The sequence below is a fragment of the Collimonas sp. OK412 genome, assembly GCF_900112135.1.
Taxonomy (GTDB): domain Bacteria; phylum Pseudomonadota; class Gammaproteobacteria; order Burkholderiales; family Burkholderiaceae_D; genus Collimonas; species Collimonas rhizosphaerae.
Genome location: NZ_FOLC01000018.1, coordinates 25,842 through 41,318, shown reverse-complemented (window position 1 = coordinate 41,318; position 15,477 = coordinate 25,842). Strand labels below are relative to the sequence as shown.

Genomic DNA, 15,477 nt, shown 5'->3' with positions numbered 1-15,477 from the left:
CAAGATTACTTCGAAGGGAGTTGGCGTTGTCGAAAACCACGGAAATATGGGGTCAGGTCTTGCATTGACGCATAGCGCGAAGAAATTCATCTTCAATCTTGAAATCTAATAATCTAATTTTGGAGAGATGTATTAATGCAAGGCCGGATCGAGTTTTTTAGTAAGAAATTCATAATAATTAATAAGGGAGTAATTCAACATGCATCATTTTCGAGTATTTTTTTTGGTCTTTTTCTCCGTAGTCCTGATGGCCGGTTGTTCTGTCATGGCACCACCTTATTCTGCGTCCATTACCAATGTTCAAAAGCTCAAAGAAGCAGGAACTCAGATGACAAAGGTCGGAGATTTTGCTTCCAGCAAGGACCAGGGAAATGCCAATCCGATTTCCATCCGTGGCAGTTCAATGAAATCGCCGTATCAAGACTCTTACTCAAAATATGTAGAGGAAGCAATCAAGCAGGAACTTTCGCTGGCTAATCGTGGAGCGCCAAATGCGGATGTGGAAGTTACGGGCACGTTGTTGAAAAATGATCTGGACGCGACTGGATTTTCCAAAGGTTCCGGGGACATAGAAGCGCGTTTTATCGTAAAGAAGAGTGGTCAAATTTTGTATGATCAGGTGAAGTCGGTCCATCACGAATGGCCTTCTTCCTTTGTCGGCGCCGTTGCCATTCCGCGCGCAATTGAGGAATACCCAACTTTGGTGCAAAAATTATTGACCTCGCTTTATGCAGATCAAAATTTCCTCGATGCACTGAAATAATTCGTCCATGACTACAGCTATTTAAAGATGAATATTACTAAATTTATCGCATCTATTGCGACCATCATGGCTTTGGCTGGCTGCGCGCATCCCATCAGGATCGCACCAAATATTGACAACATAAAACCATCCGCCGCAGAGTCGCCGATCAAGAAGAGCGTGGCGTATTACATCTCTGACGAGATGCTGGCGCGAGAAATCGAAACGCCTGGCGGAGGCGGTGATAGAGTGGCCTATAGCCCATATCGCGATATGGAAACAGGTTTTTATAAAATGCTGTCGAATGTCTTTGTCACTGTCACAAAATTAAATACGGCAAATGACAAGGCATCTATCGAGAAAAATAAAATTGATTATGTGATCACTCCAAAGCTGGTGACCAACTCTTCGTCGTCAAGCGTATTAACGTGGATGCCGACGCAGTTCAGTGTTGAAATGACATGCGATATAAGTGATGCGAACGGTAATCCATTGTTCTCCAAAAAGGTCAATGGACAAGGTCAAGCAGAATTTTCCGAGTTCAAGGAGGGATTTTCTCTTTCCGGAAGACGTGCAATGGAAGATGCCTTGTTGAAGATGCAGCCGGCTTTACTCGGCGCACAGGAGTTGCGTGCTTCACAGGAATAGGGCGTTGCCAATTTTGAAAAGAGCCTGGAGTCAGGTCTTGCACTGTCAAATAGTGCGAAGGAGGAGCCTGGGGGCAGGTCTTGCATTGACGCATAGCGTGAAGAAATTCATCCTCAATCTCGAAATCTAATTTTGGCGAGGTGTGTTAATGCAAGACCTGACCTCAAGTTTCTGCATGACCCCAAGTTTCCGATAGCGTAAGCAATTAATCTGGACCATCCCGAAACGGTTTGACCAAGACAGGGTGAGCCGCTATCGAAGAGGATTGATCCTGGCGTTGTCCAGCAATAAAGGAGCGACGTTCCAGGACTAGAGTGCGCCGATGCGCTTGATTGGATGTTCCGTAATGCGTCCGATGACGTAGTGTAGGTATGTTTCGGGAACGATGCCGTTCAGACGCGCGGAGCCGATGAGGTTATACATCGCCGTTGCCCGTTCTCTACCAGAGTCGGTGCCGGCGAACAGATATTTCCGTCGTCCGTTGGCGATACCACGCAACGCCCGCGCGACCAGCAGGTTATCGATCTCAGCTTGCACATCGCTGCAGTAGCAGGCGCGTGCCGGCCAGCGATTGAGCGCATACCGGAACGCGCCGCGGGTGTTCGATTTTCTGGAAAGCGTGGGCAGCGTTGTATCGAACCGCTGCTTCATGGCATCGAACAGCGGAACGGCCTGAACTTGGCGAACGGATCGGCGCTTATCTGGCGGTTTGCCGCGGATAGTTTCCTCGATTGCGTTTTAGAACTGCAGGGCGACCTCTCCAATCAATGCTTCCACCTGAAGCACTATATTTATCCATAGAATTCGCCCAAGCCCATATGACATCTCTGAACGACCTGACCACTGCCTACACTCTCTATCAACAAGAGACCAATATCCGGACCGCGCTAGATCTCATCCGTCAACTACACTTGGCCGGCAAGGCTGAGGATGCCATCTCCCTGGCATTGAAGTGGTCGGACAAAGCGAAAGAGCCAATAGAACGCGCGCAGCTGGCTTATTATATGAGTTGCTTAGGCATGCTGGCACCGGCTGAAGCGATGCTGGAGGAAGTACTGCCACAAATTGAGTCTGACGATGAAACTTATTACCAGATCAGGCAGGAACTGGCGATTGTGAAATATTGCTTGGGCAAGTTTCATGAAGCGCGGCAACTGCAGCGACCGCTGCACAGCAGCAGGTGGAGTGAAGTGTGGAGTCGGCTGGCTTCGAACAATCGCGACAACAGCTGGTTCTTGCCGCACAAGGACAAGGTGTTGTACGACCAGCCTGTCGCCGGAAAAACCATCCTGATCGGCAGCGAAGGCGGTGTCGGCGACTTGCTGCAATTTTCCCGCTACGTAAAGAACCTGCAGCAGGAAGGTGCTGCGTTGATTTATTGCCAGACGCCCGTTGCGGTGCAGGGTTTCATGGCGAATAGTGGCCTGCCGATTGTCATCGTTGACAGCACCTTTGGTGGCATGGCCGATTGCGATTACATTGTTTGGGCTTTTGCGCTGTTTACGCGCTATCAGCAGAGTCCGTATTTTCCTCCTGCTGCAGAGGCCTATCTCGGATTGGCGGCTGATTATGTCCTACCTGTGGGCATCCAGGAAAAACTCGCCGAGCGTAGCGGTGGCCGACGCCGCATAGGGCTGGTTTGGCGCAGCGAAACCAGGGTGCGTCACGAACCTTTCCGTTCAATGGATTTGCAAGAACTGGCATCGTTGCTGGCAAGCGCCGATGCCGATTTCTTTTCGCTGCAGGTGGGCACTCTGAGTGATGCTGAAAAGCAACTACTGGAGCAGTTCCAGGTCGTTGATTTGGCACCGCAGTTGCGTTCATTCGAAGACAGCGCCCATGTGTTGGAGCGGCTGGACCTGCTGTTGAGTATCGATTCAGGGCCGGCGCATCTGGCCGGTGCCCGCCAGCGTCCAGTATGGCTGATGCTGGCGCAGTCCTGCGACTCTCGCTGGTATGACTGCCAGCGTTTTACTCCCTGGTATTCCTCGATGCGCCTTTACCGGCAGGTCGAGCTTGGCGATTGGAGTTCCGTGGTTGCTGCTATGAGCGCCGATTTGTCGCATTGAACGGAAGAGTATGGGGGGCAGGTCTTTCATTGATACATAGCGTGAAGAAATTCATCCTCAATCTCGAAATCTAATTTTGGATAGAGGTGTCAATGCTAGACCTGATCCCAAGTTTTTTCATTCTTGAATGCAATGTTTGATGAATTATTAAATAGAAAATAATTCATCGATGCAATATTGTAAATCTAATATGTTTTCCCATAAAAATATTGAGGAACAAATCATGGGATTAAATGCAAACGATTGGAAATCGCCGTTAGGTTTAGAAGTCCAGCAACCCTACCGAATGGAGGAACGACTGCGATTCAACTCAGTGGCAATTATTCCTGGTGACATTGCCCCGGTGAAGGCGAGCCTGTGAGCACAACAGGCCCGGCAGGCTGGCCGGAAGACTTCCCGTTCCGGCCGCATCTGCGCTTCTGTACGCTGGGCAACGAGAACGTGACGGAGGTTATGGAGAGCTTTCGCATTGCGTGCGAGCAGCTGGGATACTCAACCAGCATCGAAGCCGCACCCAGCGTAGACAACGCCGACATCAACCTTTTCTTTTTCGCGATGGGTCTTGGCTTGCCTTCCGATGCGGAGCTGCCGCTCAACGCCATCGTGGTCAATTTTGAGCCTGGCCTGCCTGAACTGTTGGCAGAAATGCCCGGCTATCGCCACTTGCTCCAGCGCGCATGGGTCTGGGAGTACAGCCTTGACAATCTGAAGCATCATCAAACTCTGGGGATACTCAGGTCTGACTACGTACCCCTGACTTTTGAGCCGATGGCGACACCCATCGTATCCGAAGAGCAAGTGCTGAACGATGACCAGCAGGACATCGATGTCATCTTCTTCGGTGAAACCATGCCCCGCCGGCTTTCCATTTTGAGCGAGCTAGAGTCGCACGGGCTGCGGGTAGTCTATCCGATAGGAAAGGCCTGGACGCCCGCGCAGCGCGATGCCTTGCTGCCGCGTGCAAAGCTCGCCTTAAACATGCGCAAGGCCGATCACACAAACATTGCGGAATTGCCGCGCTTGTCCATCCTGTTGCGCAACCGCAAAGCTGTCGTGTCAGAGCTTTATCCGCATTCCGAGATACCGCAGGTGCTGCGCGACGCCGTCGACGGCTGCTCGTACAATGAACTCGTCGAGCGGGTGCATGCGCTGCTGGCCGATGCTCCGCGGCGGCGCATGCTCGAGAAGGCCGGCCCTCTCGCGTTGCTTGGCTTGACGCCACAGAAAGAGATTTTGGCTGGCGCAATGCACCGTTATGTTGCTGCAGTCCGTCAGCGCCTATAGCGCAAACCGTCTGCAGACGCATGAGGCGCCATAAAGCGCATAAAGGTTCGCGGCAAGCAAATTATGGGTTGGCAGATATGACCCAGCCTGCATCAAACTTCGACTTGAGGTTGGACACTCGTTCGCGAAGCGTGGTGCGTGAGCTAAGTTATGGTGAAGGCAGCGAAAAATTATGGGGTCTTGCAATGAAGCATAGAGATTTATGAATCTTCGTTTGTTTTTGGAGTCGAGTTGTTGCTAATGTATTATTCTGAGATCTGATCCAACGCACCCAAGAAATCGTGTTTTGGACATGGTATGCAGCCACCCCAAATTCGGATTACTTTCACAAACGATAATTCGATCTCTATATAGTTGTAAATACTTTAAGCAAAGCGAATGACATGAGCAATTTGGTTGATCTCACGGCAGCCTACACCACATATCAAAGTCAAACAAATTATGACACTGCTCTAAATCTGATTCGGAAATTGAGGAACTGCCAAAAGGTTGAGGACGCTATCGAGCTGGCCGTCAAATGGTCTGCAAAAGTGGATACTTTGATGCAGCGGACGCAGCTTGGCATTGACATGAATTATCTCGGCATGTTCAAGCAGGCGTCCCCACTTTTGGAAGAAGTGCTGCCGCAATGGACTGCTTATCCATACGACTATTATTTGATCGCGTCAGAATTGCTATTGACACGATATTGTCTGGGGCAATTCCAGGACGCTCACCCCTTGTATAGAAAGATGCGTTCCGCAGAATGGTGCGAGGTGTGGAGCCGGCTATCGTCGCCCAACAAAGACAATACTTGGCTCTTGCCGCATTTGGATAAAGTCCTGGAGCGGCAGCCAGTTGCCGGCAAGCGCATCATGATTGCGCTCGAAGGTGGCGCAGGAGATCTGTTGCAGCTGCTGCGTTATACCGAAATCTTGCATCGGGATGGGGCATCCGCTATTTATTGCCAGGCGCCCCATTATCTTCATGGGCTCTTCAAAAACAGTTCCCTGCCAATAACGCTTGTCGATAGTCTGGCGATCGATTTCGATTACATCACGTGGCCTTTTTCATTGAGCGCCATTTACCAAGAGACACCTTATTTCCCAAGTGCGGTAGAGGGTTATTTGACGTTGTCGGATGAATACAGCCTGCCGGAAATTATTCAACAAACGCTGGTTGGACGTCGAGGAGGCTGCAGGCGGATAGGGCTGGTCTGGCGCAGCGAGTCTGGCGCACGGCATGAACCGTTCAGGTCCATGGAGCTCAATACTTTAGTTCCACTTCTGGAAACCGATGCCACCGAGTTTTTTTCACTCCAGGTCGGTAATCTCACCGAGCAAGAAAAAGGATTGTTGGAACTTCATGGCGTGGTTGACCTGGGCGCGCACCTGGGGTCGTTCGAAGATACCGCCCACGTCATGAAACATCTTGATCTTGTGATTACGATTGATTCAGCGCCAGCGCATTTGGCTGGCGCCTGCAATATGCCCGTATGGGTCATGTTGGCACAGGCATGCGATCATCGATGGTATGACTGCCAGCATTACACTCCATGGTATTCGTCCATGCGTCTGTATCGCCAAACCATGCTCGGAGATTGGCGACCGGTGATTGATGGAATGATGAAATCACTGATTGCCCAACAAAATTGATCTGCGATTGACAAGAATCGCATTGCTCTAAATAACGGCCTATCTCCCCGTTGTTTCTTTTGTGCAACTCCCCGGGATTCATGTGGAAAACCATGCTTCGTTCTTTGCGTGCGGCTGGTTTTGTTCCTCATAAAACAATTTCCTTATGGAAATTTGTTCGATGGGAATGCTGGATACGCCTTATTGCTAGCCATTTCTCAAGAACCCCTCAAGATCTTTTTGTAAATGTTGTAGAGAGTAATTTTTTTGCTTAGACCTTGGAAACTTGTTAATATTCCACAAAATGTTACGCGCAATAATATAAAGTTACATGTTCCGTTATAGATTTCATAGCGGAAAAATGACAACTGATGACAAAAACACGCGTGACAAAATAAAGAGTTTTGCAAGGGGAGCCTGTAAGGCGTTGTTTTTTGGGATACGAGTACCGAAAGTTTCTATGCACGCCGATTTAGCCTTGCAGATGATGGCAGACATGTTTTGGACGGGATTGCTGGTATGTATGCCGGTTTTAGCGTTAAGCATGCTGGTTGGCCTGATCGTCAGCATTCTGCAAGTCGTGACACAAGTGCAAGAAATGTCGCTTACCTTCGTGCCGAAACTTCTGGCCGCTGGTGTCGCCTTGATGGTGTTTGGCCCTTGGATGTTGCATAAGCTGGCCCAATTCTCGACCAAGCTCTGGTCCGATATTCCGTCGATGTTCTAGTTTGGGGAAATGTATGGGACCCCAAAATGCATTGTTCGTCGATATGTCCTGGCTGCTTACGGTGTTCCTGCTGTCATTGCGGCTGGCTGCGGTATTTCTGATGACGCCGGTCATGTACGCCTTCTCCATGCCCGCCATGGTGCGCGTGCTCCTGGTGATCTCCCTTTCCATTGCCCTCGCCGTCGGCTTTCCCGATATACGCGTCTCAGCCGAGCTTGGCGTCGGCGAGTTGATGCAGGCGGCTTTCATCGAATTGATCCTGGGCGCGACCATGGCTTTGGGAGTAATGCTCGGGTTTGCCGCATTTTCGGTGGGCGGTGCGCTGCTTGATGTGCAGATCGGTTACGGCATTGCCCAGGTCTTTGATCCGGTCAGCCGGCGCCAGCTTCCTATCCTCACCAGCGCCTTCAATCAGCTGGCGGTCGTGGTGTTCTTCGCCCTTGACGGCCATCACGCGTTAATGCGCGGATTTGCCTACAGCCTGGAACGCTTTCCGCCTGGGCGCACCTGGCCTTTGGCGAGCGCTGCGGGTCCTGTATTCAAACAGGTGGCCGGCATGTTTAGCTTGGGATTTGCGCTGGTTGCGCCAATCGTGTTCTGTATTTTCCTGGTTGAGCTTGGTTTGGGCGTGCTGGCGCGCAATTTGCCGCAGATGAACATGTTCGCGATGGGGATACCGGTCAAGATCGTGGTCGGCCTGAGTGCATTGTCGCTTTGGATGACGGGCGCGGGAAGCGTGACTTCGCGCATCTACGCCTCGATTTTCCAGACCTGGAATGCGATGTTTGGGGGCGCGCAATAATGGCCGAGCAAGATCTGGATCGTAATGAGGCCGCCACTCAATACAAGCTTAATGAAGCGCGCAAGCGAGGGCAGGTCGCCAAAAGCCCGGATGTCATTTCAGCCATTGTGTTTGCCGTGGCGATAATTTATGTCAACTGGCAGGGCTGGGAAAATTTTGGCGACCAGTTTCGTTTCGATCAGGCTCTGTTCAATCTGGCAGGACGCGTCGATGCCGGGCCGGCGGTTTTATGGCAGCTGATCTCGCATGGCTTGACGCATAGCCTGATGCTGCTGGCGCCGTTTTTTTCTGCAATCATGCTGGCGGCGATTGTCGCCAATCTGATCCAGATCGGGCCGGTATTTTCCACCAAACCGCTCGGTCCTGACTGGGATCGGGTCAATCCGGCCAATGGCTTCAAACGTCTGTTTTCCATGCGAACATTGTTCGACGGCCTCAGGGCCTGCCTGAAGCTGACGTTGCTGGTGTGGGTGGTTTATCGTGCGCTGAAGAGCCTGGCGCCGCAATTTTACAGCCTGGCAGGTTATTCGCCTCAGGGCTACCTGCGCGCCATGCTGGGCGACATGAGTTCGATCGGCATGAAAATAATCCTGATGCTGGGAATTATCGCCGCATTCGACTGGCTCTACACCAAGCATGAGTTTTCCAAGAAAATGCGCATGAGCAAGCGCGATCTGCGCGATGAATCCAAGCATCGCGACGGCGATCCGCGGATTCGAGCGCGTTTGCGCGAGTTGCGGGCAGAGATGCTCAAGCGTAGTCTGGCCTTGGGTAAAACCGGCAGCGCGGACGTCCTGATCACAAATCCCACCCATCTTGCCGTGGCGCTGCGTTACACCCACGGCGAGATGACCTCGCCGCAAATGGTGTCAAAAGGCGCGGGACTGATCGCCGCGGCCATGCGAAAAATTGCCGCGCGCAACAACATCCCGATAGTCCAGAACCGTACTTTGGCGCGCAAGCTGTTCCATGAAGTCGGCGTCGACCAGCAGGTGCCTCCAGCCTTGTATGCCGATGTGGCGCGCATCATCGTCTGGGTGTTCGCAATGCGCCAGGCCCGCGAAACTGAACGCAGCCATGATCTGCAACATGCAGCCGCGGGCGGGAAGGCGTGATGGATATGCTGCGGCGGTTTTTCGGCAAGCATAGCGACATCGTCATGGTGGTACTGGTGCTGGGCGTGCTGGTGGTGCTGTTCGTGCCTATCCCGAGCCCGCTGCTGGATTTCCTCATACTCACCAATTTCAGCTTTGCCTTCCTGATCCTGCTGCTGACATTTTATATGGCGCGGCCGGTCGAATTTTCGACTTTCCCGTCCTTGCTGCTGATTGCTACCTTGTTTCGCCTGTCGCTCAATGTGGCGGCAACGCGTCTCATTTTGTCGAATGGCGATGCCGGCAAGGTGATCGCAGCTATCGGTTCGTATGTAGTGGGCGGCAATTACGTGATCGGCCTGATCGTCTTCTTCATCTTGATCGTGGTCCAGTATGTGGTCATCACCAACGGCGCCCAGCGGGTTTCGGAAGTGGCGGCGCGTTTTACGCTGGACAGCATGCCGGGTCAGCAGATGAGCATCGATGCTGACCTCAACATGGGATTCATCGATCAGGCTGAAGCCCAGCTGCGCCGGAAAAACCTGAGTAAAGAGGCGGGGTTTTACGGCGCCATGGACGGCGCCAGCAAATTCGTAAAAGGCGATGCCATCGCCGGCATCATCATTTTGCTGATCGATATCGTCGGCGGCTTGGTGATCGGCGTCATGCAGCACGGAATGCCATGGGGGCAGGCTTTGCAGACCTATACGTTGCTGACGATCGGCGACGGTATCGTGACCCAGGTGCCTGCCCTGGTCATCGCATTGGGAACCGGGATTATCGTTACCCGTTCAGCTTCGGACGCCAACCTCAGCCAGGAAGTTGCGCGGCAGATGACCTCGTTCCCGAAAACGCTGCTGATAGTGGCGGCGGCGCAGGTCGGTTTGCTGCTGATGCCGGGAATTCCCGCCATGCCGGTATTGGCATTGGGATCGTGCGTATTGATTGCAGCCTGGTTCGCCTATCGGGTGGCAAGGACAAAAACCTTGGCTGAGCCTGAAGATAGTGAGGTTGCCGATGGCGCCGCAGCTAACGATGACGATCCTTATGCCTTGCTGAAAGTCGAGCCGATCGAAGTCAACGTAGGGCATCACTGGGTGCCGTTGGTGAACCAGCCTGGCAGCTTGTTCATGGAGCGCATTGCGACATTTCGCAAGCAGCATGCGCAGGAATTCGGCCTGGTCTTGCCGCGCGTTCGTTTCAAGGACACGTCCCGTCTCGGCGCAGATCAGTATGAGATCCATCTTGACGGCGTGCTGACGGCACGCGGCGAGGCGCGCGCCGATCGCCTGCTAGCGATACATCCGGGCGGAGATACTAAAACCATCCCGGGCGAAGCGACGCGTGACCCGACCTATGGCCTGCCGGCGCTGTGGATAGAGGAGTCGCAACGGGCTGCCGCGCAAGCCGCCAAGTTTACTTTGGTGGATGCGCAGACAGTTTTCATGACCCACCTGACGGAAGTGCTGCGGCGCGAATCCTCAACCCTGCTCACGCGCGCCGAAACGGATCGTTTGCTGGCCCGTGTGCGGCAGGGACAGCCCAGCCTGGTTGAAGACTTGATCCCTACAGTGCTGGCGATCAGCGATGTGCAGAAAGTGCTGCAGAGCCTGTTGCGGGAAAAAGTAAGTATCCGCCATATAGAAGCGATTCTGGAAACGCTGAACGATGCAGGCCGAACCAGCAAGGACAGCCATTATTTGACAGAAGCAGTGCGGCACCGGCTTGGCCACGCAATATGCCAAGGGTTGGTGGGAGAGGCAAATGCGCTGCATGTGATGACACTGGATCCGGCGATTGAAAGCCAATTGATGCACAGCATACATTCCGCGAACGGACCACAGCCTTTTGTGCTTGAGCCGAAACTGGCCGAGCAATTCATCGCGCGCCTGGTGCAGCAGGCTGAGCGCATGATGAAAAGCAATTTGTTGCCGGTGCTGTTGTGTTCTCCCGAATTGCGCCGGCATATCCGCATGCTGTCCGAGCGCGTGGTGCCGCATCTGCGGGTGCTTTCGATGACCGAGATCCCGCAAACGATAGAGCTCAAATCATATAGCGTGGTGACCCTGTGAACTTGATTTCATCAATGCCTCATTGGCGTGAAAGATAAACATGGAAGAACTGTTGGGAATTGCCCTGCAAAGCATGCAGCAAGACATGGCGCGGGTCGATCGTGTCGCCATGAACCTGAGTAACGCCTTGACTCCCGCGTATAAGCGCGAGGTGGCGGTGGTGCGCGCACAGTCGTCATCGCAAGCCAATTCGTTCGCACGTTTATTGGATGCCGGCATGGCTGATGCGATGTCCCGCAATGTCCCGGAAAACCAGGTAGAAGTGCTGTCGGATACGCGCCCAGGCACGCTCAAGTCGACTGGACAGAACCTGGATCTTGCCATTGCCGGGCCCGGGTATTTCGAGGTACAGACTGACAATGGCGCTGCCTATACCAGGCAGGGCAATTTCCGCATGGACGCACGCGGACGGCTGGTGACCGCGCAAGGCTATCCGGTAATGGGCAAGGGCGGCGATATTTATCTGAATACTTCGCAGCCGTCCATCGACGCGGCCGGCAATATTACCGAGAACAAATTGCCGGTCGGGCAGTTGAAGATAGTCCAGTTTGATAAACCGGCCAGCCTGCGACGGCTTGGCGACGGGCTGGTTGCCGCCGGCGGGGGCATGGCGCAATTGCAGGACGCGGAGATACAGGTCAAGCAGGGCTATCTGGAGAACGCGAATGTCAGTTCCATGCACGAAATGGTGGAACTGACCCAGACCATGCGTCATTTTGAATCCATGCAAAAGGTGGCGCAGGGATATGACGAGATGCTCGGAACCGCCATCCGCAAATTGGGCGATCTGTAACAGGATGCCGTGATTATCCGAGTTAACCATAAACAAGTTTGAGATAGGGATTTTATGCTTGATGCTCTTTATATCGGCGCCACCGGAATGCAGGCGCAGCAACTGAACGTCGACACGATTGCCAACAATCTGGCCAACGTGAATACCACCGGTTTTAAAAAAGCCCGGATCAGTTTTGCTGACTTGATGATGATAGGCACGCGCCAGTTGGCTTTGTCCAAAGCCGCCGACGGCGAAATCGGTTTGCCAGGCGGTGCTTCCCAGTTGGGCTCAGGAGTTGGGATTGCGAATCTTTCGAAGATGTTTGACGTCGGCGACATGAAGAAAACCGATTCGGCGCTGGACGTGGCGATTCAGGGCGATGGTTTCCTGGAAGTGACGATGCCCGACGGTTCGCGCGCCTATACCCGCGGCGGAACCCTGAAAGTCAATTCGGACGGTTTGCTGGCGACGCAAGCCGGTTATCCCCTGAGCCCCGGCATCACGGTTCCCGATAACGCGCAAAACATGGTGATCAACCCCAACGGTCGCGTGACTCTCCAGATCCCCGGGCAGTCTGCTCCGGTCGAAGCGGGAAAGCTGGAACTGGTCCGGTTCGCCAGCCCTGGTTTGCTTAGCGCACAGGGCGACAACTTGTATCGCACCAATGACTCATCCGGGGAGCCTATCACCGGCAGGGCGGCTGAAGACAGCATTGGATTGCTGCAACAGGGATTTCTGGAAGGGTCGAATGTCAAGATGGTCGAGGAGATGGTTAACCTCATGGTGGCTCAACGCGCCTACGAGGCCAGTGTGAAAGTAGTGCAGGCATCCGATGAGATGCTCGGCATGGTTAACAACCTGCGTAAATAGATATAAAACTATGCCAATCACGGCAATTTTCCATCGTCGCTTGCTGCAGGCATTGTGCTGCATGGTCCTGGCTTTTGCCGGAACCATTTCATTTGCGCAGTCTGATGCAAAGACGCGGCCTGTGAAAATCGAGGTGCGGGCAAAAGTGCAGGTAAATCACATGCAGGTGACGCTGGGTGACGTGGCCAATTTGAGCGCTGGAGATCTGGCTACCTTGTACCAATGGATGAAGCTGCCTTTGGGCACGGCGCCGCGCGCCGGCAATATGGTCAGCCTTGAGCGGACCGAACTTGAGCGCTGGGTGCGTTCGCGCCAGCTCGGCCAAGGTACGGCAGTATGGACGGGAGCGGAGCGTGTGCTGGTTTCCGCATCTGAGCAGACGCTTGCCGGCGAGAGGGTAATTGAAAGTGCGCGCGAAGAATTGTCGCGCTGGCTGAAATTGCGAGTGGCGCGCAGCGAGATCAGCGAAATCAGCGAGCCGCGCGATGTATCCCTGCCCCAGGGAAACGTCGAATTGCGAGTACGCCCTTTGCTCGAAGGCGGATTACCGAGCAGGCGCATGCTGGTCTGGGTCGATATCTGGATCGATCGCGATTTCTCTCGATCCATTCCGGTCAGTTTTGAGGTACGGGCCTATCAGGATGGTTATGTGGCAGCGCAGGACCTGGTGGCAGGAAGCATCGTCAATCCGGCAAATTTTGAACGGCGCGAAGTCGATGTCGCTGATGCTGCCCATGAAAATGCCGTTGCCGTCAAAAACCAGAGCGACAGCACGCTATGGCGTGTCCGTCATAGCCTGAACAAAGGACAGCCAGTTTTGCGTTCGCAGGTGGAACCGGCGCCAGCGGTAACCCGAGGGGAGCAAATCACCTTGCGTACGCATACTGGGCTGGTTTCGCTGGAGGGGCGGGTAGAGGCGCTGCAAGATGGGTATCCCGGCCAGATGGTGAGGGTCAGGGCGGCAGCGGCAACAAGTTCGGTCATGGCGCGTGTCGCCGGCCCCGGGATGGTGGAGATCACTGAACGATGAAGGAATATATGCGTAGTTTCGGTGTGCACTTGTGCTTTGGCTTCCTGTTGCTGGCAGGTATTCCGGCAATGGCGGAAAGCCTGTATCAGGAAAATTCGTATCGCCCATTGGCGGGCGACAATAAAGCGTTTCGTATTGGCGACGTGGTGACGGTGCAGGTCCTGGAAAATTCCAGCGCCACAACCAATGCCGACACCACCACGCGTCGGAAGAACGGCATCAATGCGGATTTGAGCCTGACCCGCAACCCGACCATCACCGGCGGCATCAATGTCGGCGGCGATTTTGACGGCGGCGGCCGGACTCAGCGCGCCAGCAGGCTGCTTGCGCAATTGACTGTTGCCGTAACCGAGATACTGCCTAACGGCGACTTGCGTATCGCTGGCGAGCAAGCCTTGCTGGTCAATGGCGAGCAGCAGAGCGTCAAGCTGGAGGGGCGGGTGCGTCCTTTGGACATTTCCGATGGCAACGTGGTTGTTTCCAGCCGTTTGAGCGAGGCCAAGATTACTTACGTGGGTGAAGGCGATTTGTCGGACCGGCAAAGACGCAGCTGGTGGCGCAGCGTGGTTGACTGGTTGGGATTTTAATGATGACGCACTCTCGTTTATTTGCTTGTTTGAGTTTCGCCTTGGCTGCTGCGGTGCTGTTGACCGGCAACCCTGCTGTTTGGGCGCGTGATTCTGATTCCATACGCGTCAAGGATCTGGGGCGCATGCGCGGCTGGCGCGATAACGCTTTGGTCGGTTATGGCGTGGTGACGGGTTTGGCCGGCACCGGCGATTCGCCGACCAACCGCACCACCCGCCAGGCCTTGGCCAATGTGTTTTCCCAGTTCAACCTGACGGTTGCGCCTGAACAGGTGCAAAGCCGTAACGTGGCTGTCGTGATGGTGACCGCCGCTCTGCCGACCTTTGCCCGTGAGGGAGATACGCTGGACATCGCGGTTACTTCGGCCGGCGATGCGCGCAGCCTGGTTGGCGGAAGCCTGTTAATGACGCCTCTCAAGGCCGCAAACGGCCGCGTATACGCCCTCGCGCAAGGGCCGTTGTCGGTCGGCGGTTATCGTTACGACGCCAACGGCAACGTGGTCCAGAAAAATCATCCGACCGTCGGTTCGGTGCCGTCCGGCGCTACCGTCGAGGTGGGCGTAACCGCGCAGATAGTCAATGCCGACCAGAACGTCACTTTCGTCCTGGCCGAGCCGGACTACACGACGGCCAACCGGATAGCGGCCGCCATCAACCGCCAGCTCGGTTCCGGCCTGGCCAAGGCGCGTGACGCCGCCGGCATTGAAATCCACGTGCCGGACGCCAATCGCGAGCAATTGGTGAATTATCTTACGCAAATCGAAAACGTAATGGTCGAGCCGGACCGGCGCGCCAAGGTGGTGATCAATGAACGCACCGGGACAGTGGTTTCGGGCGGCGACGTGCGCATTTCCAAGGTCGCCATCTCCCATGGCGACCTGAAGATCTCTATCGCCACGCAAAATACTGCCTCGCAGCCGTTGATCATCGGACGCGGCGGAGCAGATGTACGCACCGCGATTGTCACCAATAGCAGGGTGGACGTCGACGAACAGAACGGCCCCGGTTATCTGGCGCCGAATAACGACACGGTAGCCGACCTGGTGGAATCGCTGGCCAAGCTGAAGACCAATACGCGCGACATCATTTCCATCCTGCGAGCGATCAAGGCCGCGGGAGCGCTGCACGCAGAGCTGGTAGTCCAGTAAATCGAATAGAAAATTT

The 15,477-nt window shown here is 54.2% G+C and carries 14 protein-coding genes and 1 pseudogene; 14 read left to right on the top strand and 1 reads right to left on the bottom strand.

What is annotated here, in order from left to right; translation table 11 throughout:
- Window positions 1–199: 199 nt before the first annotated feature.
- Window positions 200–763, top strand: a complete 564-nt coding sequence (locus BM062_RS17795; protein WP_092399271.1) for a hypothetical protein — start codon at window positions 200–202, stop codon at window positions 761–763.
- 27 nt (window positions 764–790) lie between these two features.
- The gene (locus BM062_RS17790; protein WP_092399269.1) at window positions 791–1,390 is read left to right on the top strand and encodes a hypothetical protein; all 600 of its coding nucleotides are present in this window, start codon (window positions 791–793) and stop codon (window positions 1,388–1,390) included.
- Between the two features lie 309 nt (window positions 1,391–1,699).
- Here BM062_RS17790 and BM062_RS17785 read toward each other — a convergent pair.
- Window positions 1,700–2,122, bottom strand: a pseudogene (locus BM062_RS17785) (transposase); the annotation flags it as partial.
- A gap of 86 nt (window positions 2,123–2,208) precedes the next feature.
- On the opposite strand from BM062_RS17785, the gene BM062_RS17780 reads away from it, so the two are divergent.
- The 12 genes from BM062_RS17780 (at window position 2,209) to BM062_RS17725 (ending at window position 15,461) form a co-directional block, all read left to right on the top strand.
- Window positions 2,209–3,459, top strand: a complete 1,251-nt coding sequence (locus BM062_RS17780; protein WP_175501066.1) for a glycosyltransferase family 9 protein — start codon at window positions 2,209–2,211, stop codon at window positions 3,457–3,459.
- Window positions 3,460–3,816: 357 nt separating this feature from the next.
- Window positions 3,817–4,743: a hypothetical protein gene (locus BM062_RS17775; RefSeq protein ID WP_092399263.1), complete on the top strand. Its 927-nt coding sequence runs from the start codon at window positions 3,817–3,819 to the stop codon at window positions 4,741–4,743.
- Between the two features lie 383 nt (window positions 4,744–5,126).
- Window positions 5,127–6,377 carry a glycosyltransferase family 9 protein gene (locus BM062_RS17770; protein ID WP_092399261.1) on the top strand — a complete coding sequence of 417 codons (1,251 nt, stop codon included), beginning with the start codon at window positions 5,127–5,129 and terminating at the stop codon, window positions 6,375–6,377.
- Between the two features lie 340 nt (window positions 6,378–6,717).
- Complete coding sequence (locus tag BM062_RS17765; protein ID WP_371326602.1) at window positions 6,718–7,083, top strand: flagellar biosynthetic protein FliQ; 366 nt, start codon at window positions 6,718–6,720, stop codon at window positions 7,081–7,083.
- A 31-nt stretch (window positions 7,084–7,114) separates the two neighbouring features.
- A complete protein-coding gene (locus tag BM062_RS17760; RefSeq protein ID WP_254785136.1) occupies window positions 7,115–7,885 on the top strand; it encodes a flagellar biosynthetic protein FliR in 771 nt (256 codons plus the stop codon).
- Window positions 7,885–9,000 (top strand): EscU/YscU/HrcU family type III secretion system export apparatus switch protein, encoded by a 1,116-nt coding sequence (locus BM062_RS17755; protein ID WP_092399257.1) that lies wholly within the window; start codon window positions 7,885–7,887, stop codon window positions 8,998–9,000. The genes BM062_RS17760 and BM062_RS17755 overlap by 1 nt, the downstream gene beginning before the upstream one ends.
- Window positions 9,000–11,051, top strand: a complete 2,052-nt coding sequence (gene flhA, locus BM062_RS17750; RefSeq protein ID WP_092399255.1) for a flagellar biosynthesis protein FlhA — start codon at window positions 9,000–9,002, stop codon at window positions 11,049–11,051. The genes BM062_RS17755 and flhA overlap by 1 nt, the downstream gene beginning before the upstream one ends.
- Before the next feature lie 40 nt (window positions 11,052–11,091).
- Window positions 11,092–11,844 (top strand): flagellar hook-basal body protein, encoded by a 753-nt coding sequence (locus tag BM062_RS17745; protein WP_092399253.1) that lies wholly within the window; start codon window positions 11,092–11,094, stop codon window positions 11,842–11,844.
- Between the two features lie 54 nt (window positions 11,845–11,898).
- Entirely contained in the window at window positions 11,899–12,696 is a 798-nt protein-coding gene (gene flgG, locus BM062_RS17740) for a flagellar basal-body rod protein FlgG (RefSeq protein ID WP_092399251.1), read from the top strand.
- 10 nt (window positions 12,697–12,706) lie between these two features.
- A complete protein-coding gene (flgA, locus tag BM062_RS17735; RefSeq protein ID WP_175501065.1) occupies window positions 12,707–13,726 on the top strand; it encodes a flagellar basal body P-ring formation chaperone FlgA in 1,020 nt (339 codons plus the stop codon).
- An 8-nt stretch (window positions 13,727–13,734) separates the two neighbouring features.
- On the top strand, window positions 13,735–14,313 hold the full coding sequence (locus BM062_RS17730; protein WP_092399343.1) for a flagellar basal body L-ring protein FlgH: 579 nt from the start codon (window positions 13,735–13,737) through the stop codon (window positions 14,311–14,313).
- A complete protein-coding gene (locus BM062_RS17725; RefSeq protein ID WP_092399247.1) occupies window positions 14,313–15,461 on the top strand; it encodes a flagellar basal body P-ring protein FlgI in 1,149 nt (382 codons plus the stop codon). The genes BM062_RS17730 and BM062_RS17725 overlap by 1 nt, the downstream gene beginning before the upstream one ends.
- Window positions 15,462–15,477 lie beyond the last annotated feature (16 nt).